The sequence below is a fragment of the Saccharopolyspora hattusasensis genome (assembly GCF_050972075.1).
Taxonomy (GTDB): Bacteria; Actinomycetota; Actinomycetes; order Mycobacteriales; family Pseudonocardiaceae; genus Saccharopolyspora; species Saccharopolyspora hattusasensis.
This window is the reverse complement of record NZ_JBPCDC010000001.1, coordinates 7,804,972-7,828,452: the sequence shown is the minus strand read 5'-3', so window position 1 is coordinate 7,828,452 and position 23,481 is coordinate 7,804,972. Positions and strand designations below refer to the sequence as shown.

At 68.4% G+C, this 23,481-nt stretch carries 14 protein-coding genes and 1 pseudogene; 13 read left to right on the top strand and 2 right to left on the bottom strand.

The features are described 5' to 3' along the window. Window positions 1-517: 517 nt before the first annotated feature. From ACRXBZ_RS36995 to ACRXBZ_RS36985, 3 genes and pseudogenes are all read left to right on the top strand, one after another. Window positions 518-7,753, top strand: a complete 7,236-nt coding sequence (locus ACRXBZ_RS36995; RefSeq protein WP_433883031.1) for an SDR family NAD(P)-dependent oxidoreductase — start codon at window positions 518-520, stop codon at window positions 7,751-7,753. A gap of 48 nt (window positions 7,754-7,801) precedes the next feature. Beyond that, the gene (locus tag ACRXBZ_RS36990; protein WP_433884089.1) at window positions 7,802-8,773 is read left to right on the top strand and encodes an FkbO/Hyg5 family chorismatase; all 972 of its coding nucleotides are present in this window, start codon (window positions 7,802-7,804) and stop codon (window positions 8,771-8,773) included. A gap of 330 nt (window positions 8,774-9,103) precedes the next feature. Continuing rightward, window positions 9,104-9,459: pseudogene (locus ACRXBZ_RS36985) on the top strand (IS982 family transposase); the annotation flags it as partial. A gap of 79 nt (window positions 9,460-9,538) precedes the next feature. Here the strand turns inward: ACRXBZ_RS36985 and ACRXBZ_RS36980 are convergent. Beyond that, the gene (locus tag ACRXBZ_RS36980) at window positions 9,539-10,738 is read right to left on the bottom strand and encodes an IS630 family transposase (protein WP_433879703.1); all 1,200 of its coding nucleotides are present in this window, start codon (window positions 10,736-10,738) and stop codon (window positions 9,539-9,541) included. A gap of 57 nt (window positions 10,739-10,795) precedes the next feature. On the opposite strand from ACRXBZ_RS36980, the gene ACRXBZ_RS36975 reads away from it, so the two are divergent. From ACRXBZ_RS36975 to ACRXBZ_RS36965, 3 genes are all read left to right on the top strand, one after another. Beyond that, complete coding sequence (locus tag ACRXBZ_RS36975; protein WP_433879296.1) at window positions 10,796-11,122, top strand: hypothetical protein; 327 nt, start codon at window positions 10,796-10,798, stop codon at window positions 11,120-11,122. A 75-nt stretch (window positions 11,123-11,197) separates the two neighbouring features. Further along, entirely contained in the window at window positions 11,198-11,812 is a 615-nt protein-coding gene (locus ACRXBZ_RS36970) for a TetR/AcrR family transcriptional regulator (RefSeq protein ID WP_433883030.1), read from the top strand. Window positions 11,813-12,095: 283 nt separating this feature from the next. Further along, window positions 12,096-12,587 (top strand): Asp23/Gls24 family envelope stress response protein, encoded by a 492-nt coding sequence (locus tag ACRXBZ_RS36965; RefSeq protein ID WP_433883029.1) that lies wholly within the window; start codon window positions 12,096-12,098, stop codon window positions 12,585-12,587. A 226-nt stretch (window positions 12,588-12,813) separates the two neighbouring features. Here the strand turns inward: ACRXBZ_RS36965 and ACRXBZ_RS36960 are convergent, their stop codons facing one another. Beyond that, window positions 12,814-16,665 (bottom strand): amino acid adenylation domain-containing protein, encoded by a 3,852-nt coding sequence (locus tag ACRXBZ_RS36960; protein ID WP_433883028.1) that lies wholly within the window; start codon window positions 16,663-16,665, stop codon window positions 12,814-12,816. Window positions 16,666-17,155: 490 nt separating this feature from the next. On the opposite strand from ACRXBZ_RS36960, the gene ACRXBZ_RS36955 reads away from it, so the two are divergent. The 7 genes from ACRXBZ_RS36955 to ACRXBZ_RS36925 all read left to right on the top strand — a co-directional run bounded on the left by ACRXBZ_RS36955 (window position 17,156) and on the right by ACRXBZ_RS36925 (window position 23,474). Next, window positions 17,156-17,752: a hypothetical protein gene (locus ACRXBZ_RS36955; RefSeq protein WP_433883027.1), complete on the top strand. Its 597-nt coding sequence runs from the start codon at window positions 17,156-17,158 to the stop codon at window positions 17,750-17,752. A 228-nt stretch (window positions 17,753-17,980) separates the two neighbouring features. Then, window positions 17,981-18,874 carry a hypothetical protein gene (locus tag ACRXBZ_RS36950; protein ID WP_433883026.1) on the top strand — a complete coding sequence of 298 codons (894 nt, stop codon included), beginning with the start codon at window positions 17,981-17,983 and terminating at the stop codon, window positions 18,872-18,874. Then, window positions 18,871-19,359 carry a hydrogenase maturation protease gene (locus ACRXBZ_RS36945; protein ID WP_168588117.1) on the top strand — a complete coding sequence of 163 codons (489 nt, stop codon included), beginning with the start codon at window positions 18,871-18,873 and terminating at the stop codon, window positions 19,357-19,359. Before ACRXBZ_RS36950 ends, ACRXBZ_RS36945 begins: the two co-directional genes overlap by 4 nt. Before the next feature lie 128 nt (window positions 19,360-19,487). Next, window positions 19,488-20,522 carry an NADH-quinone oxidoreductase subunit B family protein gene (locus ACRXBZ_RS36940; protein WP_168588116.1) on the top strand — a complete coding sequence of 345 codons (1,035 nt, stop codon included), beginning with the start codon at window positions 19,488-19,490 and terminating at the stop codon, window positions 20,520-20,522. Between the two features lie 23 nt (window positions 20,523-20,545). Further along, a complete protein-coding gene (locus ACRXBZ_RS36935; protein ID WP_433883025.1) occupies window positions 20,546-22,315 on the top strand; it encodes a nickel-dependent hydrogenase large subunit in 1,770 nt (589 codons plus the stop codon). Window positions 22,316-22,317: 2 nt separating this feature from the next. Further along, a complete protein-coding gene (locus ACRXBZ_RS36930; protein ID WP_433883024.1) occupies window positions 22,318-22,860 on the top strand; it encodes a NifU-related iron-sulfur-binding protein in 543 nt (180 codons plus the stop codon). Window positions 22,861-22,865: 5 nt separating this feature from the next. Next, window positions 22,866-23,474, top strand: a complete 609-nt coding sequence (locus ACRXBZ_RS36925) for a DUF5947 family protein (RefSeq protein WP_433883023.1) — start codon at window positions 22,866-22,868, stop codon at window positions 23,472-23,474. Window positions 23,475-23,481: the final 7 nt, after the last annotated feature.

Sequence of the window (23,481 nt, the reverse complement as noted above, 5' to 3'; positions counted from 1 at the left end):
TCGTTTCTGCCGGTACGGAACTCGCTGTCGATGGCCGTTAACTCACTGCTACGGTGATCCACATGACAGCAGCGAAGGCCGGGGAGACCGGGTACGCCCGGTACACGGCCAAGGCGCGTGGTGACCAGTCACGCGATCTGGACGAATGTCCAGGTCGCGTACCTGCTGACGTACCGAGACGCTCTCCCGAACGCGTCTCCGACTGTTGAGCGGGACCGTGGCGCCGAGGGGCGGCTGTCACGCATCAGGTCGATCTCGGTGCTCAGTGCCCCATGAGTGCCTCACCGCCGGGAACGTCCTACCACCAGGCGTTGTCGACGAGGTTGCGCACCATTTGACCGGGTAGCGCGGGATCACCATTCGACCGTGCACCGCACGGGCACGTCGATCCGAAGGCCGACCCGCCAGCGGGCTGGTTGGCAGAAATGCGCAATTTTATTTTCGCCGACGCGAACAAACGCATCACTGCGAAAAGGTCGGCCCGATCGGCATGTAGACAGTTCATCAGGAGGAATGCATGACCCAGTGCCTCCAGAGCCGGACGATCTCCGGAATTCTGAAGGACAACGCTCGTCGGTTCGCGGACAAAATCGCGTACCGCGACGAGCACCGCTCGGTGACCTACACGGAATTGGCCGCGCGCACCGAGCGGTTGGCCGGGAACCTGGCCGGACGCGGCGTCGGGCGCAATATGCGCGTCGCGCTCCTGCTGGGGAACTCGATCGAGGCAATCGAGGGTCTGCTGGCGATCACGCGGGCCGCCGCGGTCGGTGTGCCGCTGAACCCGCGCGGTTCCGACGCCGAACTCGGGTTCCAGCTGCACGACTGCGATCCGGTGCTGGTGATCACGGACCCCGTCCACGAACCGCAGGTCCGTCGGATCTGCGACCTGCCGGTGCTGGTCACCGGCCCGGCTTTCGAACAACTCGCCACTACTGCCACCGCCGCACCACCCGATGACCTGCCGCTGGACGATCCAGCGTGGATCCTATACACGTCAGGCACTTCCGGACGAGCGCGAGGTGTGGTCTCCAACCAGCGAGCGGCACTGTGGAGCGTCGAAGCCGGTTACGAATCAGTGCTCGGCCTCGGTCCGCACGACACCCTGCTGTGGCCACTTCCGCTGTACCACTCGTTCGCGCACTCCTTTTGCATTCTCGGTGTGATCGCGGTCGGCGCCAGTGCCCGTATCCTGCCCGGCTTCGTCGCCGAGCAGGTCCTCGCGACCCTGCGCGCGGGCAGCTACACCGTGCTCGGTGGTGTCCCCACCATCTACCGGCAGCTCGCAGCCGGTACGGACGGAACCGTGCCCGGACCTCGCATCTGCCTGACCGCGGGCGCACCGAGCGGTGTCGAACTGCGCAGGGCCTTCGAGCAGGCCTTCGGCACACCGTTGCTCGATTTCTACGGATCCACCGAAACCTGCGGCGGGGTCACGATGGCCGCACCCGGCAGTCCACCCTCGGCCGGCAGCCCGGTGATACCCGGTCAGCAGGTCCGGGTCGTCGATCCGGACACCGGAGAGGATGTGCCACTCGGGGACGAGGGTGAGGTGTGGCTGCGCGGTCCGAACCTGATGCTCGGCTACCACGGCCGGCCCGCACTCGAACCAGGCGAGTGGCACCACACCGGGGACGTGGGCCGGTTCACCGGCTACGGGCGGCTGGAGATCACCGGGCGGCGCAACGAGGTGATCAACTGTGGCGGCGAGAAGTTCCACCCGGCTGAGGTGGAGCAGGTGCTGGCCGAGCTGCCCGAGGTCACCGACGTCGCGGTGACCGGACGGGCCGACGAACTGCTCGGCGAGGTCCCGGTCGCCTACGTGGTCGCGGCGCCGTTCGAGCCGGACCGGTTGCGTGCTGCGTGCCGCCGCGCGCTCACCGCGTCGAAGGTTCCCGTCGAGTTCCACCGGATCGGCCACATACCGCGGACCGCGTCCGGCAAGGCACTGCGCCGACAGCTGGCGGTGGCCGAACTCGACCTGCTCGACGTGGTGCTGCGGGAGACCGCGGCGGTGGCCGGGCTAACCGAGCAGGACGCGTTGGCCTCCGACCGGCCGTTCACCGAGCTGGGGGTCACGTCGCTGCTTGCGGTGGAGTTGTGCGCCCGGCTCAGCGGGCACGCCGGCCGGAAACTGCCTGCGACGCTGCTGTTCGAATTCCCGACGCCCGGGCAGCTGGCACAGCACTTACGCCAGGCCGGACCGGCACAACGGCCGCCGGTCCCCACCACTGCGGCCGAGCCGATCGCGATCATCGGGATGGCCTGCCGCTATCCCGGCGGAGTGCATTCGCCTGCGGACCTGTGGCAATTGCTCGTCGACGAGGTCGACGCCACCTCGGAGTTTCCGGCCGATCGTGGCTGGGATCTCGCCGGGCTGTTCGACGACGATCCCGACCGGGCCGGGCACACCTACCTTCGTCGCGGCGGGTTCCTGCACGACGCCGCCGAGTTCGACCCGGCTCCGTTCGGCATCACCCCGCGGGCCGCGCTGGCGATGGACCCCCAGCAACGGTTGCTGCTGGAGACCGCGCTGGAGGCGTTCGAACGGGCCGGAATCGATCCCGCGTCGCTGCGGGAGAGCGACACAGGTGTGTTCGCGGGGGTGATGTACAACGACTACGCCTCCCGCATACAGCACTCGTCAGCTGAGGTGGAGGCACAGCTGGGCCTGGGCTCGGCGGCCAGTGTCGCCTCCGGGCGGATCGCCTACACCTTCGGTCTGCGCGGCCCGGCGATCACCGTCGACACCGCCTGCTCGTCGTCACTGGTGGCCATGCACTGGGCCGCAGCGGCGTTGCGTGCCGGAGAGTGCTCACTGGCACTGGCCGGTGGCGCGACAGTGATGTGCACGCCGAATTCGTTCGTCCAATTCAGCCGTAGCCGCGCGCTGGCCCCGGACGGCCGGTGCAAACCGTTCTCCGCGAACTCCGACGGTGCCGTGTGGAGCGAGGGTGCCGGGTTGCTGGTGTTGCAGCGACTCTCCGACGCCCGCCGCGACGGTCACCCGGTACTGGCCGTCTTACGCGGCTCGGCCGTCAACTCCGACGGCGCCTCGAACGGGCTCACCGCACCCAGCTGCTCGGCCCAGCAGCGAGTGATCGAGCGCGCGCTCGCGGCCGCCCGCCTGCAGCCAGGTGACGTGGACGTGGTGGAGGCGCACGGCACGGGCACCCCACTTGGTGACTCGATCGAAGCCCGGGCGCTGATCGCCGCGTACACGCCGGGTCGGCCCGCGGACCGGCCGCTTCAGCTGGGCTCGATCAAGGCCAACCTCGGGCACACCCAGGCTGCGGCCGGAGTCGCCGGCGTGATCAAGATGGTCGAGGCGATGCGGTACGGCGTGCTGCCCGCGACCCTGAACGTCGGGGTTCCCACGCCGGAAGTGGACTGGCCGGCCACGATCGAAATCACCGACCGCACCCGTCCGTGGCCCGATACTGGTGGCCCCCGGCTGGCGGCGGTGTCCTCGTTCGGCATCAGCGGCACCAATGCCCACGTCATCCTCGAACAAGCCGGCGAACCCGCCCTCGTCGAATCATCCGTCCGAGCCGACGTCGAACTGCCCTGGTTGCTCTCCAGCGCTACCGATGTTCGCGCGCAGGCCGCCGAGCTCGTCGAAGTGGTGCCAGAGCTACCGGCCTCGGCGGTCGGCCACGCGTTGGCCCGTCGACCCGCGTTCACCCAGCGCGCCGCGGTGCTGTCCCCGGCCGCCCTGCCTGCCCTCGCCGCGGGCGAATCCGATCCTCGAGTGATCACCGGCGTCGCCGCTGCCCGGGGGAAGCTCGCCTTTCTGTTCAGCGGGCAGGGCGCGCAACGCCCGGACATGGGTGAGTCCCTGCGTGTCTTCCCGGTTTTCGCCGACGCGTTCGACCACGTCTGCCGCTTCCTCGATCCGTTACTGGACCGCCCGGTGCGTGCAGTGATCACCGGCACCGACCAGTCGCTGCTGGACCGGGCGGACTTCACCCAGGCGGCCCTGTTCGCCTTCGAGGTCGCGTTGTTCCGGCTGCTGGAGTCGTGGGGCATGCGACCGGCCTACCTGGCCGGGCACTCGTTCGGCGAACTCGCCGCCGCGCACGTGGCCGGAGTGCTGACCATCCGGGACGCCGCCGAACTCGTCGCCGCTCGCGGCGCGCTGATGCGGGATCTCCCGTCCGGCGGTGCGATGGTGTCGGTCGAGGCCGACGAGGGCGAGGTGCTGGCGAGCATCGCGGGCCTGGAGGACCGGCTCGGCGTGGCGGCGGTGAACGCGCGGCGATCGGTCGTGCTGTCCGGTGCCGAACCGGAAGTACTCGCGGTCGCGGCGCACTTCGCCGCGCGGGGCCGGCGGACCAAACGTCTCGGCCTGCGCCTGGCGACTCACTCTCCGCTGGTCGAACCGATGCTGGACGAGTTCCGGGCGGTTGCGGCTCGGCTGTCCTATCAGGACCCGCAAATCCCGGTAGTGTCCGGGCTGACCGGGCGGATCGCCGAACCTGGCACGTTGAGCAATGCCGAGTACTGGGTGCGGCACGTCCGGCAGCCGGTCCGTTTCGCCGATTCGGTCCGGACGCTGGCCGATGCGGGCGTCAGCCTCTTCGCCGAGCTGGGGCCCTCCTCGGTGCTTTCCGCGCCCGCGCAGGAAACCACCGATCGCGTGGTCGCCCCGATGGCGCCTTCGGTGACCGCGGCCGTGGCCAAGTTGTGGGTGCACGGTGCCGAGCTGGACCGGGCTGCGATGTTCAGCGGCTCGCCGATCGCAGCCCTGCCCACCTACGCCTTCCAACACTCGCGGTTCTGGCTGGAGGACTACCGGGAGGACCAGCTCGCCATCGCCGGAACCGGGCAGCGGCTGTTCACCCGCACGTTGTCGGTGTCGGCCCATCCCTGGCTGGCCGACCATCGGATCGCCGGCACCCTGGTGGTGCCCGCGGCGGTGTTAATCGAGATGACGATGCGGGCCACTGAAGCCGACCTGGCGGAGTTTCTCCTGCGCACACCAATGGTGCTGCCTGAAACCGGGACACTGACGGTGCAGGTACTGCTCGACGAGAGCGGTGAGCTCACCCTGCACGCCCGCCACGACGACACGGCGCCCTGGGTGCTCCACGCCACCGGCCGCGTTGCTCATCGAGAGGTACCGCCGGAGAGCGACGAGTGGCCGGCTTTCGAGTCGAATGTGGACAGTGTCGACGTGGCCTACGAAGTACTCGCCCGCCGCGGCTACCACTACGGCCCGGCGTTCCAGTGCGTACGATCCGTCCACCGGGCCGGGGACACCATTTACACCGAGGCCCGGGTCCCCGACACCGGCCGGTTCGCACTGCACCCGGCGCTACTCGACGCTGTGGCGCACTCGACACTGTTCGTCGACGAGGTCGACGGACCGGTCCGGCTGCCGTTCGCCTGGACCGGCGTACGCCTCTACGCCACCGGGGCGACCGCCGTGCGGGCCAAGCTCACCCCAACCGGGCCTGACACGGTGGCCGTTGCCATCGACGACTACCACGGCAACCCGGTCGCCCGCGTCGACGCACTGGTAGTCCGGCCACTGCCGGCGGACGCGATACCCAGGGCCGATCTCCCGTTGCTCCGGCCGGCCTGGCAGCCGGTCGCCCCCGGTTCGGCACGTCGTGACTTCGACGTGCGGGAGCTCACCGATCCGGCGCCACACGTAGTGGACCGGACGCACTCGCTGGTCACCCGCACCTTGCACTGGTTACACGAATCGGTCGATGGGGACCGGCCGCTGGTGCTGGTCGCCGAGGACAGTGATCCGGCGACTATGGCGGCGTGCGGCCTGATCCGGGTGGCGCAGCACGAGCATCCCGGCCGGTTCGTCCTCGTCCACGGCAACGCGGCCGATCGTGCCTCGCTCGCCGACGCCGTGGCCACCGGTGAACCGGAAGTTTCCACTGTCGACGCACAACTCCGGGTACCGCGGCTCACCGTCGCGCCCGCGTCACGGAGCCGGTACTCCTTCGATCCGGACGGCACTGTCCTGATCACCGGCGGCACCGGTGCGCTCGGCAGCGTGCTCGCCCGACATTTGCAGGCAAAGCACGGGATACGGCGGATCGTGCTTGCCAGCCGGCGCGGCCCGGAAGCTCCGGGGGCCGGCGAACTGGACGCGGAGGTCGTCTCCTGCAATGTCGGCGACCGTGCCGACCTGGCACGGCTGCTGGCCGAACTCGGTCCGCTGAGCATGGTCGTGCACGCCGCCGGAGTGATCGACGACGGCATTCTGACCGCGTTGACCCCTGACCGGATGACCGCCGTACTGCGGGCCAAAGCGGACGCCGCGTGGTGGCTGCACGAACTCGTCGGCGACTCTGCGATGCTCGTCCTGTTCTCCTCGGCCACGGGCCTGCTGGGCAACGCAGGACAGGGCAACTACGCCGCGGCCAACGCCTTCCTCGATGGCCTCGCCAACCACCGGCGCGCCCTCGGCATGCCCGCTCTGTCCCTCGCCTGGGGCCTGTGGGACACCGACCACGGCATGGCCGCGCAGGCCGCCCGTTCCCCGTCCCTGGTCGCCCCTGTCTCGGCGGAACGGGGTCTGGCGATGTTCGACGCCGCACTGGCCGGGGACGAACCGGTGCTCGCTCCGATCGCACTCGACCAGCGCGGCGTACGGCCCGGGCAGCCGATCCCGCCGATGCTGCGTGGACTGCTCCAGCCGGTTCTGCCGGCCGCCGTACGCACCGGGCCGTCCGCCCAAACCGGCGACCGTGACCCGCTCGGCCTGGTCCTGCGGGCGGTCGCGAACGTCCTCGGCCACCGCGATGCCAGTGCCATCGCACCGGAGGAGTCCTTCGCGGCGATCGGCTTCGACTCGCTGACCTCCATGGAACTGCGCAACGAACTCGCCGGAACGGTCGGTACGCGCCTGCCCGCGACCGTGGTGTTCGACCACCCGACGCCCGCCGCGCTGGCCGGGCACCTCGCATCCTTGGTGGGCACCCCCGCGCCCACCGCACCCACCACCAGCGGGCTGGCCTCGCTGTACCGGAGGATCTGCGAAAGGGGCGAAGTGGTGCTCGGGATGCACCTGCTGGTCAGTGCCGCCGTCGTCACGCCGAGTTTCGGCCTGGCTGACCTCGGCGATCACCGGATCACGCCGGCCACTCTCGCTCGTGGCGAGCGGGCACCCGCACTGATCTGCCTGCCGTCATTCAGCCCCGTTCCGGGCGAGTACACGCGGCTCGCGGCGTTGTTCGACGGTGAGCGCGACGTGCACGTGCTGCCCCACCCCAGCTACGTCGGGAGTGCAGTTCCCGCCGATCGCGAGACGCTGATCCGGTTGCACGCGAACGCGGTCGTGGAACTCACCGGAGACCGGCCGTTCCTACTGGTCGGCCGATCGAGCGGGGGTTGCGTGGCGCACGCCGTGGCCACCGAACTGGAACGTGCGGGCGCCGCGCCCGGCGGCGTGGTGCTGATCGACACCTTCCACGTCACCAAGCACAACGAGGACGCCGAATGGTTGCTCGCTCTGCCCGCGCGCAGCGCGCTCGCCCTCGGCGCGGGCTTCGACGCCCTGCCTGACAGCGCAGTGGTCGCGATGGGTGCCTACACCTCGATATTCCGGGGCTGGCAACCGGAAAAGGTCACCGCGCCGACGCTGCTCCTGCGCGCGGCCGACGCGGTGGCGGACGAGGACTGGCCTGTGTCGCACGACCTAGTCCGCGTGCCAGGGGACCACTTCTCCATAGTCGAAGAACACGCCGCCACCACCGTCGCGGCCATCCGTGCCTGGGAAACCCGGTAACGAAGCCACTTTCCCCATCGATACTCGAAGGAACCGCACGTGACAGCAATGACCTACAGCACTCTGGCGCCGACAACACCACCCGAGCACATTCTCGGCGTGGTGCGGCACCTGCCCACCACTGCGGGATCGCCTCCAGCGGCGCCCTGGCCATCGGTGGCGGTACGCTCGGCCGCCGACCACGACCAGGCCTTTCATGAGGTCTGGACGAGCAGCCGAACCGCCTTCGGCGGGCAATACAAGAACCTGAGTTACCGCCACGACGGCGAAACGTTCTTCTGTGCGGCCGAAATCCCCGATGCGGCCCGGTTGCGCAATGCTGTCCGCGCGACTTATCAAGCGGTGGTAGAGCTGACTCGCCGGCTCGGCTACCGCCTGCTCCGGGTCTGGAATCACGTCGGGAACATCAACGCGGGCAACGCCGACGGCCTCGAGCGGTACCGGGACTTCTGTCAAGGCCGGGCCGAAGCGCTGGAAGACCTCACCGGGGAATGGCGCGTCCACCTGCCAGCGGCCAGTTGCGTCGGCGCTCTCGCCGGTGGCGCGGTGCTGTACTGCCTGGCCACACGGTCACGACGGCCACTTCACTTCGAGAACCCCCACCAGGTCCCGGCCTACCATTACCCGCCGAAGTACGGACCCCGGTCCCCGAGCTTCGCACGAGCCACGCTGCTGCCCGGAGACACCGGCCCGGCGGGCGGCCAGCTCTTCGTCTCCGGCACGGCCAGCGTCGTCGGCCACGCGACCACGCACCCGGACGACGTTGCCGAGCAATGCGACACCACCGAGGAAAACCTCGAGCACCTGCTCAAGCACGTCGGACAGCAGACCGGCACCTCCCCCGGTCTGCCGGATTTCCGCTTCGCCAAGATCTACGTCCGGCAAGCGCCCGACATCCCTTATGTGGCCGGGAAATTCCGGAGCGCCTTCGGCGAGAACACCGAGATCCGCGTGCTCAATGTCGACCTCTGCCGCAGTGATCTGCTCCTCGAGGTCGAGGGCGTCGTCGCGATGGCCTGAATCCCCAGCCACCAGTCCGATACCGAACAGGGAAGACCATGAACGAGACCTATGTACGGAGCGTACGGACCATTCGCCTCGCCTATTGAAGTGAACAGTCCGTTCGCTTCACACCGGTTGGCGAGGCGGAACCAGGCCGCTCCCGCTGCGGCGACCGGTTGGCACGCTGCTCGTCGTTGTCGGCGACAGCCCTGGTGTCGACGAGAAGCAGACCCGCGACCCGTTGCGGCGCCGCCGCGGCGAAGGTCGCCACCTGGCCGTGAGTAATTTTGGGCGCCATAGCACCCAAAAACGCTCACGGTCCTCGGTCCTGCACCACGCACACCAACCATCCGATGTGGACACCGCGTTGTCCCGCCCCGCACGGGACGCGGCCGCCGCCCTTACTCACTGATAGTGAGCTGCTGACCTTGGCGATTGCCCAAGTGCTGGTGCGATATCACGATGAGCGTCGCTGGATTCGGCATACACACAGTGATCAGCAATGGCGTGCCCTGGTCCCGTATCTGCCACAGCAGTCCGGATACAACAAGCGTGTGAGGAACACGGAACCATTGCTATGCAAAGCGATTATCACACTGGCCGCGTGCTGTCCGTCCTGGTTCGACGACCTGTGGATCACCGACGCCACGCCTGTTCCGTGCGGCATGTCCCGCGAGACCGTCAAGCGTTCCGATCTCAGTGGCGGATTGTGTCACGTATGCAATTCGCGCCAGGCTGGCGCGAAACCTAAGTGGTCGAGTTCGTAAGTCCTTCGGGGGTTGATCATGCTGCCAGTGCGGTGGAGGATTCTGTCTGATGATCGGCGGTGTGCCGATCGAGTCTGGCCAGCAGATCGTCCAGGTCGGAGGTGGTGAACTTCCACTGGAACGGCTGTGCTGTGGCGTTGTAGCGGTTTTCGAAGGCTCGAAGCCGATCCCGGATCTCGTCGAGGTCGGTGAAGTCGTTGGGTGAGACGACCTTGCGCTGGACGATCGAGAAGAAGATCTCGATCTGGTTCGTCCACGAGGCGTGCACGGGGGTGTGGACCATGACGGCGTTCGGAAAAGCCTTGGTCAGGCGGTCGATGGCCTTCTGCCCTCGGTGAGAGGAGCCGTTGTCGACGATCCAGAAGACACGCTTGGCACTGGCGTACGGCTCTTGGCTCATGACCTGGGCGACCAGGTTCATGAAGGGCACGATGCCGGTGGTGGGTTCGGTACGGCCGAACACCTTGGCCTGGTGGACGTCGTAGGCGGCCAGGTAGGCCAGGGCGCCACCGCGGTCGTATTCATGGTTGACGCGCATCGCCCTGGCCTGGCCGGGGGCCAGGGTGGGGTGGCAGCGGCAGCGGGCCTGGATGGAGGTCTTCTCGTCCGCTGAGATCACGTACTCGTCCTCGCCCAGCGGGACCTCGCCCCAGGTGCGGGCGTACAGGTCCATGATGCGGCCGGCCTTGGCGCGGAAGTCCGGGTCACGGATGAAGATCCACGACCGGTACTGCCAGGGCTTGAGCGCGTCGTCGGCCAGCCAGCGACGCACGGTGGAGACGGAAACCGATCCGGCGATGGCCCGGGCGACTACCTCGCGGGCCAGTTCCGGACATGACCAGCGCGATAACGGCGTGCCGGTTTCGGCGGGCAGTTGGCAGGCCAGGGCTTTGGTCTCGGCGACTTGCAACGCGGTAAACGACGGCGGGCGGCCGGTGCGTTTGCGGTCGGACAGCCCAGGCAAGCCGTGTTCGGCGAACCGGCTCCGCCAGGTCCGGACCGTGTCGAGATGCAGCCCCGTCTCGCGGGCAATGCGCGCATTGCAGCGTCCGCGCGCCGCATGCCGGATGATCTGCGCGCGCAGCCGCAGCCGGTACTCGGTCTTGTGGCCCTGGGCCATCTTCTTCAGCCGCTTGCCCTCGGCGGCGGTCAGGCTTATCGGACGGGCCAGGGCAACGGGCATCAGATGGGGGCCAATCGAGAAGAAGTGGATCATGACAGCCCGTATCCTGCCGTGTCCCGGCCCTGCTGCCCATCGGGCAGGATGGCTGTCATGCCCACACCCCCGGAGTCCACCAGGCTCTCGCTCGAACAGCGTCTTGGCGAGCACGCCCGCACTGCCTGGCCGCAGATCAGGCGGCTGCACGTCCGCCACCGCGGAGCCTTCGCCTACGTGGAAGCGGAGCTGGCAGACGGCGAACAGGTCAAGCTGATGCGTCTGCGCTACGGCGGAACCGCCAGCAGGTGGGGCTTCGCCCTCTACTACGCCAGCAGCGACCGCTACGAGGACTCCCTCCTGCCCACCGGCGGCATCACCGGCACCCCCGAAAACGCCCTCGACTGCGCCTGCCAGCTCCACCTCGCCGCACCTGACATCTGACCGGCCGACACGCACAACACCGGACCTGAAGTCAACCCCCGAAGGAATTCTGAAACGGACCACTAAGGTTGACCGGTGCGCCACACTCAGTCACCTCAGCCCCTGTCACTGACCGAGCGCCGCAAGGCGGCCACCCGGCTCGACATCGCGCGCGCCGCCGCCGAACTGTTCGCCGAGCGCGGGTTGGAGGGCACCACCGCCGAGGAGATCGCCCAGCGAGCAGGTGTCGCGCCCCGCACCTTCTACTGCTACTTCCGCACCAAGCAGGACTCCGTCGCCCCACTCCTCGCGGGCGGCGCGGACCGCTGGCGCGCTCTGCTGGCCGACGCCGAACCCGGCTCCGACCTGCCCACCGCGCTGGAATCCGCGATTGAGCAGGCCCTCTCGGCACCTGACGACGAAGCGCTCGAAAGGCTCCGCTGGACGCACGGGCTGCTGCGGGTCGCGGCTCACGACCCGGCGCTGCGAGCCGCCTGGTACGTCGTCAACCAGGAATCCGAGGAGAAGCTGCGACCCGTGCTCGCGGCGCTGACCGGGGCCGAGGCCGACTCCGTGGAGGTACGCCTGATCGCCGCGGCCGCGACCGATGCCATCCGCATCTCCTCGAAACGTGGGCGCAGGCGGAGGCGAAGACCGAGGGACCGGGCTCGCCGACGGCGCTGGCCACGCGCTGCCTCCGCGAGTTCATGAGAGGCATGCGATCGCTGACCGCGAACGGCGGCTGACGCGGTGTCCACAGCGCACAGTCGTCGCCGGGTCCGGCCGATTGCCCAGGGCTCCCTCTCCATTGTTGCGTCTCGCAACCAAGTACGACGGCAGCAGCACGCAGGTTCAATGGCAATTCCCCAACGTCACGTTGTGCTCATGCGCGGAGTAGCGGTCTGCGCAGCGCGGATCGACACTGGCAGGACGACTCGAATCTGTGCGGCCCGCGTTGTCGAGATGTGTACGAGCTGACGAGGAGGCGGTCGCGATGGCCGAGAAGGGACCTGGACGGCGCGGGGAGCAGGAAGCCGCGAGCACGGGGTCGAGCTGGACAACCACGCCCAGCAAACCGGCATCGACCGGCGAAGTCGTGCAGCCCTCGATGGGACGTACCACCGTCGCGGCGCTGGTGGTGCAGAAGATCGCCGCGATCGCGACCCTGGAAGTCACCGGTGTCGCCGCGCTCGGTGCCGGCATAGCGCGGGCGTTCGGGGCGTTGCGGGAACGCATTCCCGGTGCCAGCGCCTCGCAGACGACCGGGGTGGCCGTCGAAGTCGGCGAACGGCAGGCCGCGATCGACTTGGCGATCACCGCTGAGTACGGGGTCGCGCAGGTAGAGGTGGCACGGATGGTGCGCCGCAACGTCATCAAGGCCGTCCAGCGCATGACCGGCCTTGAGGTCGTGGCGGTCAACATCACCGTCGAAGACGTCCGCCTGCCCGAGGACGGCGAGCAAACCCAGGTCACGCGAGTCGAGTAAGCCCCCCCCCCCCCGCAGCTTTCAGCGCCTCTTCCACGCGCGCGCCGAACCGCCTGGTGCGCGAGGCGATCCCAATGGTCTCCGGAGGAATGCCGCGTCGCATCCACCGCTGGACCCGCTGCACGATTGCCGTGAACCCTGCGGGGCTCGTCCGCGAACCCCGCACGCTCGGGCTGGTTTCCGCCGGTGATGGATCTGCGGGCTCCTACGACTGACTTCGCGGCCGTTACCGCGACGTGGCAGCGGCCGCCGGCTGCCATTGCAGGTGGTCTGCGATCAGCCTGCCGATGACGGCCATCGGTTCCGCCTGCGTGATGGTGTGGTGGGTGCACGCGATGTCGTGGGAGATCACCTCACCCGTGATCCGCGACCGCCACTCGCCACCATCGGTGATGTGGTCGGCCTGCGTCGCGCTGAAGTGCAGCAGATCCCCGTCGAAGGTGGACTCGGTGTAGGTCGGCAGCAGCGCGGCGGCGTTGATGAGAACCGTGGTGAGCGCCGCGAGGTGCTTCTCCCCCAACGCAGGGTGCACCTCGGCTTCAGGTGGCAGGCCCGCCGCCTGAAGCAACATCGACCGGACGTCCTCGCGCTTGGGCGCGGCTCGCTGTGCCTGCGGGTCGACCGGCCTGGCATCGAGCAGGGCGAGCAGCGCCACGCGCTCGCCGTCGGCCTGCAGGCGGGTGGCGATCGCGTGCGCCAATGCGCCGCCGAGCGACCAGCCCAGCAGATGGTAGGGCCCGGCCTGTTGCACCGAGCGGATCTGGCGCACGTAGCCGTCGATCATCTCGCGAAACGACGAGGGCAGCTCGTCGTTCCCGGTCAATCCGCTGGACTGCAGGCCGTAGACCGGCACGTCCTCGGGCAGGTGGCGCGGCAGGCCGGCGTAGCACCAGCTCAGGCCGCCCACCGGATGCACGCAGAACAGCGGCGGTCGCGAACCGCTGGCACGCAGCGGAAGCAGCGCCTCGAAGGCGTTCGACGACGTTTCCCGCTCCAGCACGCGCACCAGGTCGGCCACGGTCGGAGCCTCGTAGACGACGCCCAGGGGCACCTCGGCACCCAGGTCAGCGCGGAGGCGGGTGACGAGTTCGGCAGCGAGCAGCGATTGCCCGCCCAGCTCGAAGAAATCGTCGTCAATGGTGACTTCGCCAACGCCGAGCACCTCGGCGAACAGGGCGCACAGCTGCTCTTCGCGAGGTGTGCGGGCGGCACGACCGGCGCGAATTTCGGCGGCAGGCAAGGCCGAGTGGTCGAGCTTGCCGTGCACCGTCAGGGGCAGCTCGTCGAGCAGGACGAATGATGCGGGCACCATCGAAGTGGGCAGTCGTTTCGCCGTCCACGACCGGAGTTCCGCTGGGTCGACCGGCCCTGGACCCGGAACCACGTAAGCGATCAGCTCGGGCTCGGCGGACGTTGTCGTCGTCACCACCGCCTCGGCGGCTCGTGGATGCGCGGTTAGCACCGCCTCGATCTCGCGCGGCTCGATGCGGACGCCACGGATCTTGACCTGCTCGTCGGTGCGGCCGAGGTACTCCAGCACGCCGTTCTCCGTCCACCGGGCCACGTCGCCGGTGCGGTACATGCGCGTGCCGGGCGGCCCGAACGGATCGGGCAGGAAGCGCTGCGCGGTCAGCGCCTCCTGGTCGAGGTACTCGCGGGCGACCTGGTCGCCGGCCAGGTACAGCTCGCCGGGCACTAGCGGCGGCTGGGGTCGCATCGCCCAGTCGAGGACGTAGGCGCGGACATTGTGCCCCGGACGGCCGATGACTGGCCGATCGCCCTCGATCCGGCAGTACACAGCATCCACTGTGGACTCCGTAGGCCCGTAGTAGTTCCAGGCCTCGACACCGGGGCAGTCGCGCAGCGTCGACCACAACGCGGGATCGACCGCTTCGCCGCCGACCATCAGCAGCCACGGGAACTTCTCCGGACCGGACAGCAGGCCCTCGGCCAGCAGAAGCCGGAGGAAGGACGGGGTGAGGTCGGCGAAGTCGATCCGGTGCCGGGAGAAGTAGCGCACGAGCGCGGCCGGGGCGAGGCGCACCGCGTCCTCGACGAGGTGGACCTCCTGCCCCGCGGCCAGGAACAGCACGCCCTCCCATGCGGTGTCGAACGAGAACGACGCGGTCAACGCCGCACGCAGTCGCCGCCCCGCCGACGCGATCAGCTCGCGCTGGTGGTCGTGGAAAAGGTTGGCGAGGTGGCGGTGCTCGACGACCACTCCCTTCGGCCTGCCCGTCGAGCCGGAGGTGAAGCAGACGTACGCCGCGTGGTCCGGCCGGTGGGTGCCGGTCGGATCGGTGCCGGGATGCCGGTCGATGCCGACGTCGTCGAGCACCAGGAGCGGCTGCTCGACCGGAAGAGTCGCGCTGGTCGTCGCGGTGGTGAGCACGTGGAGCGGCCGGGTGTCCGAGAGCAGCGCCTCGATGCGGGCGGGTGGATGGCTCGCGTCGAGCGGCACGCACACCGCGCCGGCCTTGAGCACCGCCAGCACCGCGACGATGTAGTCGGCAGTGCGTGGCAACGCCAGCGCAATGCGCGTTTCCGGACCGGCGCCACGTGCGATCAACAGGTGCGCCAGGCGATTGGCTCGGGTGTTGAGTTCGGCGGCGGACAACGTCGTCGAGCCGCAGACCAGCGCGGTGGCATCGGGCGCCGCGCGGACTCGGGCCTCGAACAGTTCCGGCAACGTCGTGGCCGGCGTCTCCCGCCTGGTGTCGTTCCACGTGTTCAGAACGAGTTCGCGCTCATCCGCGGACAGCATGTCGATAGTGCCCACCTGCTGCTCGGGGTCTGCGGTCGCCAGTGCGTGCAACAGCGCGAGGAAACGGCGGTGGTGCGCCGCCGTGGTCGCCGCGTCGTACTTGGCAGGATCCGAGTTGAAGTCGATCCGCAGTGATCCATCGGCGGGCCTGTCGTAGACGTTGACGCCGAGGCCGGTCACCGGGCCGTTCGAGAGGTTGCGCAGCACTGCGGGGTGGCGGCCGAACCGGAGCTGGACGTCGTGGGTCATGACGTTGATGCCCCAGTCGCCGAGGTATCCGCCGCGGTGATGGGCGATCCCCAAATCGCGCACCAGGTGCGTCGAGGAGTAGCGCTGGTGACGCAGCAGATTCTTCGCGCTGTTCGCGGTGGTGCGCACCAGCTCCGCCACGGTGGTCGACGGCGTCATCCGGGTCCGCAGCGGCAGCACGTTGGCCACCATCGACGGCACGCCGCGCGCGACGCTGCCCGCCCGGCCGTTCACCGTCAGGTCCAGCGTGACCTCGTCGTTTCCCGCCAACCGATGCACGTACAGCGCCAGGGCGGACATCGCGACCGATGGCAGGCTCGTGCGCACCTGCCGCGCCAGCGCCCGCAGGGCTTCGGTGTCCGCCGGGGTCACGTAACCGGTCTCGCGGAGGAAGGTGTGCGGCACGATCGACGACGGTCGCTGCGACCCGCGCGACGCAGGCCAGTCGGCCAGTTGTTCCGTCCAGTACTGCTGATCGCGGGCGTACCGCTCGGACGCCTCGTATTCGGCCTCATCGGCCAGGATCTGCGCCAGGGAGCCGAACGGGCACGGCGGAGCGGGACGCCTCTCCTCGGCCGCCGTGTAGAGTTCCGCGACCCGCTGGATGAACAGCGAGAGGCCGAAGCCGTCCAAGATGATGTGGTGCAGTCCGAGGTAGACGGTGAACCGCTGCTGCCCCGTCCGCAGCAAGGCGAACGAGAACAGCGGCGAGCGGCGGAGGTCCGCCGGCCTGCCCAGATCGGCCCACATCCACGCCTCGGCCGCCGCAACTGGATCGGCGGCCCCGCGCAGATCGACCACCGGCAGCTTCCAGTCCGGCAACGGTTCGATCGCCTGCCAAATCCGCCCGTGGCCGTCGTCACCGAATCGGGCCCGCAGTGCTTCCGCCTCGTCAACAGCCTGGCGCAATGCGACCTCGAGCAGCGCGACATCCACCGGGCCGTCGATCTCCAGCGCCTCCGCGGCCCGGTAGATCGGGTTGGCCGGATCGAACTCCTGGGCGAACCACACACCCGTCTGGGCAGCCGTCAGCGGCAACGTTTCGCAGCCGATATCCGTAGACATGCACGCTGCGTATCACGAGAACAGCAAGCTCACACAGAGCAACGGCCCGCGCGTCAGGGGGTAAATCAAATCGATCACGATGTGAGCGCGCACCCCGCTCCATATCGGCGTGCTCAACGGCGGCGGACAGCCTGGTGGCACGAGGCGGGATGCGCGGGGCAAGGTCCGCGAGGCGACCGGCCAGTACCTCACCAAGCGGGCCGAAGCAGAAGCCGAACGCCAGAAGCACCCCGCCGCCCCACACTTGATCTGTGCAGATGAAGGCGGCCCGCGATGCCCGGTTGGGCGCCAGGTGGCGATTTCGCGCGAAATCGCCACCCGCCAGGCGTGGAAAATGGCGATTTCGCGCGAAATCGCCACCCCCCACCGACGAACCGCCGGCTGCGACATTTGCATGAGGGCGCACGACATCGCAGCAGCGAAAGGCCATCGCGGTGCACGTCGGGGTGATCACGACTGCCGCTAGCAAGGGAGCGGAGACAGGACGACGATGGATGCCGCCAAGCTGAACGAGGGTGCACGCGAGCTGCTGGAACAACTCACCGACCGGCTCCCGAAGCGTCGGCTGCCCTCGTACCGGGCGCTGGGCGAAGCGGGCGAGTCGACCTCGTTGCTCAACGAGATCTGCAAGATGCTGGTCAACCGCCACACCGAAGTGACACCTGCGGAGAAAGACACGTTGCACCCAGCTCCTCGGCATGGTGCCAACCGACGCCAGCGATTACGACTACATCAACAACCGCGATCAGACATTGGCTTCGCTCCAGGTTGCCGATCAACCACGAGGGTCACCACCGCCGACCTGAACTGGCTCAACACTAAATCTCAGCAGCTGCTTGAGCGCTTCGCAGGCCGGCTGTCACCACACGATCTCGAAAGCAACCGCACCCTGGGCTTCGCCGGGGAGCAAGCGATCATGCTCAACAATCTCTGCGCCAGCCTGGTCAAGGATGAGATCTCGGTGACGCCGCATGAACAGCAGGCTCTGGCCGAGTTGCTGAACTGGTTCCGCCCGGCCACGGTCGCCGACCTCATCCGCGACCGTGAGAACACGCTTGCCTCGCTGAACCTCACCGACCAGCCCTGAGCGATTTGACAGCAACCAGCCGTTAGCCCGCGCGAGGTAGGCGATGAACAGGACGTGCAAGACGGAGTCGGGTGCCCAGTTCGCCTGTGGCGCCGGATCGACGGCGAGCTCTGCAGGCGCTGGACGACGGGACGCATGACGCGGTCGTGGTGCTCCGGAGGTGCTTCGCCGCCCATCTCGGTTGACACTCCGGTCCAGTTCCGAATTCCCGACCGACGGAGTGGACCAGTGAGCCTAGACGACGCACGCGCGGTGGCCGACGCCGTTCTGTTCGAAGGATATCTGCTGTACCCCTACCGGGCTTCGGCATTGAAGAACCGGATGCGCTGGCAGTTCGGCGTGCTGGCACCGCACGGCGAGGAATCCGAACCATCGTTCGCCCGCACGGAGTGCTTGCTCGTCGCGCAGCCGGGCGCGGAACTCGAAGTGCTGGTGCGCTGCCTGCAATTGCGCACTCGCAAGGCTGAACCCGATTGGGACGAAGGCGGCCTGCGCGAGATCGTTGCGACGGTCGAACTCGATCGACACGACGTCGCAGCGGATATCCCGTTCGAACTGCCGGGCGGCGAGAACGAGCGCGAACGCTGGCTGCCCCTGCGCGGGACGATCGGCATCCGCACGACTTCGATCGGGGGAGGTTTGCAACGCCTGGCGGTCGTGGTCGAGAACCGGACGCAGCGGAACCCCCGTTCGCAGCGCGAAGGCATGCTGCGGAGCTCGCTGGTTTCGGCGCACACCGTGCTTGCGGTGCGCGGCGGGCATTTCATCTCGCTGCTGGATCCACCCGAAGGCGTTCGCGAGGCCGCGCAAGCGTGCCGCAACGAGCACACCTGGCCGGTGCTCGTCGGGGAGCAGGGGCGACGAGACGTGGTGTTGTCCGCGCCGATCATCCTCTACGACTACCCGGCGATCGCTCCGCAGAGCCCGGGAGATCTGTTCGATGCCACGGAGATCGACGAAATCCTCATGCTGCGCACGATGACGCTCACCGACGACGAGAAGCGCGAGGCCCGGGAAACCGATCCCAAGGCCGCGGAGATCATCGATCGCGCGGAGCGGCTCTCCGCGGAGCAGCTCTCCCGGTTGCACGGCACCATGCGCTACCCGGACGGCCGTCGATGACGGGGCCGCGGATCCTGATCGCAGGGGTGGGAAACGTGTTCCTCGGCGACGACGGTTTCGGCGTCGCGGTCGCCGACCGGCTGGCCAGCGAACCACCGGAGGGCGCTCGGGTCGCGGACTTCGGAATCCGCGGCATGCACCTGGCGTACGAACTCATGGACCGGTACGACCTGCTGATCCTCGTCGACGCGGTGGCGCGCGGCGAGGAACCCGGAACCGTCTCGGTCATCGAACCGGACCTGGCGGCGATCGAGCCCGCCGCCGGCGTGGACAGCCACGGCATGAACCCGGATGCGGTCCTCGCCTGCTGCAAGGGCTTCGGCGTGCCGCTGGGCCGCGTCCTGGTCGTCGGGTGCGAACCCGCGGACTGCTCGTGCCGGTGGGGACTCACCGAACGGGTGGCCGAATCCGTCGGATCAGCCGAGAGAACCGTGCGGAACCTGGTCGCCGACGCGATCGACGCCGGAACCCGAACCAGCGGGTAACGCATGATCCTGGTGCTGCGCCGGGCAGATGGACTTACGGTGGCGGCGGGCCTCGCCGCCACGGTCGGCCGTCAGGGGGAGCCGACGTTGCGAAGTGGTTGGCGGAAACCGGAGATCCGGAGTGGCATATGAGTGCTGTGTCGACGCCGTCGAACATAGACGAGGTCCACATCCTGTGGACCTCCGAGGGCATGAGCTGCGATGGCGACACCGTGTCGGTGACCAACGCGACGCTGCCCAGCATCGAGGACGTGGTGCTGGGCACGGTCCCGGGAATACCGAAGGTGCACCTGCACAACAAGGTGCTGGCCTACGAGACCGGCGCGGACTTCATGGCCGCGTTCCACCAGGCCGACCGCGACGAGCTTGGCCCGTTCATCCTGGTCGTGGAGGGCTCCATCCCCAACGAGCGGATCAACGGCGACGGTTACTGGACGTCCATGGGAAACGACCCCGAGACCGGGGAGCCGCGCACCCTCAACGAGTGGCTCGACCGGCTCGCGCCCAAGGCGTGGGCGGTGCTGGCGGCGGGCACCTGCGCGACCTACGGCGGTATCCACGCCATGGCCGGCAATCCGACTGGGTGCATGGGCCTGGCCGACTACCTCGGGGCGGACTTTCGCTCCGCCGGTGGGCTGCCGATCGTCAACGTGCCCGGCTGCCCGGTGCAACCGGACAACTTCATGGAGACCTTGCTGTGGTTGCTGCACCAGGCCGCCGGGCTGGCGCCGACCATCCCGCTGGACGAGCAACTGCGTCCGACGTGGCTGTTCGGCAAGACCGTCCACGAGGGCTGCGACCGCGCCGGCTACTACGAGCAGGCCGACTTCGCTCTCGACTACAACTCGCCGAAGTGCCAGGTGAAGATCGGCTGCTGGGGACCGGTGGTCAACTGCAACGTCACCAAACGAGGCTGGATGGACGGCATCGGCGGCTGCCCCAACGTGGGCGGGATCTGCATCGGCTGCACGATGCCGGGATTCCCGGACAAGTTCATGCCGTTCATGGATGAGCCGCCCGGCGGCAGCTTCTCGTCTGGCCTGCTGCGGGCGTACGGGCCGCTGGTCCGAACCTTGCGGAGCATCACCAACCACAGTGCGAACCGAGAACCGAAGTGGCGGCACAACCGGGCCGAACTGACCAGCGGCTTCCAGCCGCGGTAACAGAGGTGGAGGTAGCAGCGGCAATGAGCGCGCAACAGCGGAACCTCGTCGAGGTGGAGTTCGATCCGATCACCCGGATCATCGGCAATCTCGGCATCTACACCAAAGTGGACTTCGACAACAGCGAGGTCGTCGAGTGCCGCAGCACCTCATCGCTGTTCCGCGGGTACAGCGTGTTCATGAAGGGCAAGGACCCGCGCGACGCCCACTTCATCACCAGCCGGATCTGCGGGATCTGCGGGGACAACCACGCGGTGTGCTCGATCTACGCGCAGAACATGGCCTACGGAGTCAAGACCCCACCGCTGGGCGAGTGGATCATCAACCTCGGCGAGGCCGCGGAGTTCATGTTCGACCACACGATCTTCCAGGACAACATGGTCTTCGTCGACTACTGCGAGAAGATGGTGTCGGAGACCAACCCGTCGCTGCTCAAGCGAGCCGAGCAGACCGATGCGCCGCGCGGGAACGTCCACGGCCACCGCACGATCGCCGACATCATGCGGTCGTTCAACCCCTTCGAAGGCGAGACCTACAAGGCCGCGCTGGAGATGTCGCGCGTGACGCGCGAGATGTGCTGCCTGATGGAAGGGCGGCACGTGCACCCGTCGACGCTTTACCCGGGTGGGGTCGGCACGGTCGCCACCCCGCAGCTGTTCACCGACTACCAGGTGCGGCTGGTGCGGGTGCTGGACTTCATCAAGCGCGCGGTCGCGATGAACGACGACGTGTTCGACTTCTTCTACGAAGCCCTGCCCGGCTACGAGGAGGTCGGCCGGCGCCGCACCTTGCTTGGCTGTTGGGGGTGCTTCCAGGATCCCGAAGTGGTCGACTACGACTACCGGAACATGAGCGAGTGGGGACGCGCGATGTTCGTGACCCCGGGGATCGTGGTCGACAACGAACTGCTGACCACCGATCTGGTCGACATCAACCTGGGCATGCGCATCCTGCTGGGCAGCTCCTACTACGAGGACTGGGCGAACGAGCAGACGTTCGTGGACCGGGACCCGCTGGGGAACCCGGTCGACCAGCGCCACCCCTGGAACCAGACGACGGTCCCCCAGCCACAGAAACGCGATCTCGACGGCGGGAAGTACAGCTGGGTGATGAGTCCGCGCTGGTTCGACAAGCGTTCCGGCGACCACCTCGCGCTGGACACCGGCGGCGGTCCGATCGCGCGGCTGTGGGCCACCGCGCTCGCCGGGCGCGTCAACACGCCTTACGTGCGCTCCACGGGGCACAGCGTGCAGATCGACCTGGCGAAGGGGCAGTCGCTGCCGGACATGCAGCTGGAATGGCGCCCGCCGCAGTTCCCAAACACGTTGGAGCGCAACCGGGCGCGGATGTACTTCGTCGCCTACGCCGCCGGGATGGCGCAGTACTTCCTGGACCGCGCGCTGGCCGAAGTGCGGTCTGGCAACACCAAGGTGTTCGAGGACTTCAACGTGCCCGACGAGGCGATCGGCGTCGGCTTCCACGAAGCGGTCCGCGGCGTGCTGTCGCACCACTTGGTGATCCGGGACGGCAAGATCGCGAACTACCACCCGTACCCGCCGACGCCGTGGAACGCGAGCCCGCGCGACAGCTACGGCACACCTGGCCCGTACGAGGACGCCGTGCAGGGCCAACCGATCTTCGAGGAGAACGGGCGCGACGACTTCAAAGGCATCGACATCATGCGGACCGTGCGCAGCTTCGACCCGTGCCTACCTTGCGGTGTGCACATGTACCTGGGTGGCGGGCGGGTGCTCGAACGAACGCACTCGCCGATGTTCGGCGCGGGCTCCTGACGATGCCTTGGGACGCCGATCAGGTCCGCGACGAGATCGTGCGCGCCGAGACGTTGCTCTCCGACCTGGGGTCCGGGGTGGAACCGGTCGCGGGCACGCATGCGATCGAGGCCGTGCAGGCAGTCGTCGGTCTGTACGGGGAATGCCTGGCGCGGTTGCTGCGGCACATCGAGCAGGCCGGGCACCCCGAAGTCCTCGCCGACGTCGCCCGCGACGAACTGGTCTCACACCTGCTGCTGGTGCACGACCTGCATCCGGTCGGCATCGAGGGCCGGATCGGCACCGCGCTGGCCGAGGTGGAGGACGCTTTCGAACCCGGTTCCCTCGATCTGCTCGACGTGCAGGACGGCGTTGCCCGAATCCGCGTGGCGGTTCGCGGCTGCCAGTCCACGGCGGCGCGGATGCGCACCTCCGTAGAAGAGGCGGTGTTGGCGGCAGCACCGGAACTCGAAAGCGTGGAGATCGACGCCGCCGCGCCGCAGGGGTCCACCGTCATTCCCGTCGAGGACCTGTTCGCGACCGGGCGACTGGCCGGGGAGAGGTGAGCACGATGCCTTCGACGTTGCGGCAGCTCGCCCACCGCAGGCCCGCGCCGAGGGCCGGGCCCGCCGAGCGCTGCGATCTCTGCTCCGACGAGCTGCCCGACCAGCACAGCCACCTGCTCAACACCGCCACCCGCGCCCTGTCGTGCAGCTGTCCTGCGTGCAGCGTGCTGTTCGATCACCACGCCGCCGGCGGCGGGCACTACCGCCGCATCCGCTCACGACCGCGACCGCTACCCGAGTTCGTACTCGACGACGTGGGGTGGGCCCAGTTCGGCATCCCAGTCGGGTTGGCGTTCTTCGTGCACAACGCCGAAAGTGATCGCGTCACCGCGTTCTACCCCAACCCGGTCGGCACCATGCACGCCTCCGTCGATCCGGGCAGCTGGCGGTCGTTGGTCGAAGCGAACCCCGAGCTGCCCACGCTGGAAAGCGACGTCGAGGCGCTGTTGATCGATCGGCTCAGTAGTGGGCCGGTGGCGTGGCTGCTGCCGCTGGACGAGTGCTACCGGCTGGTTGCGCTCCTGCGCACGCATTGGCGTGGTTTCAGCGGCGGCGACGAGGTCTGGCGACAGGTCGCCGAGTTCTTCGCGAACCTGCACCAGGGCAGAGCCTGAGGAGGAA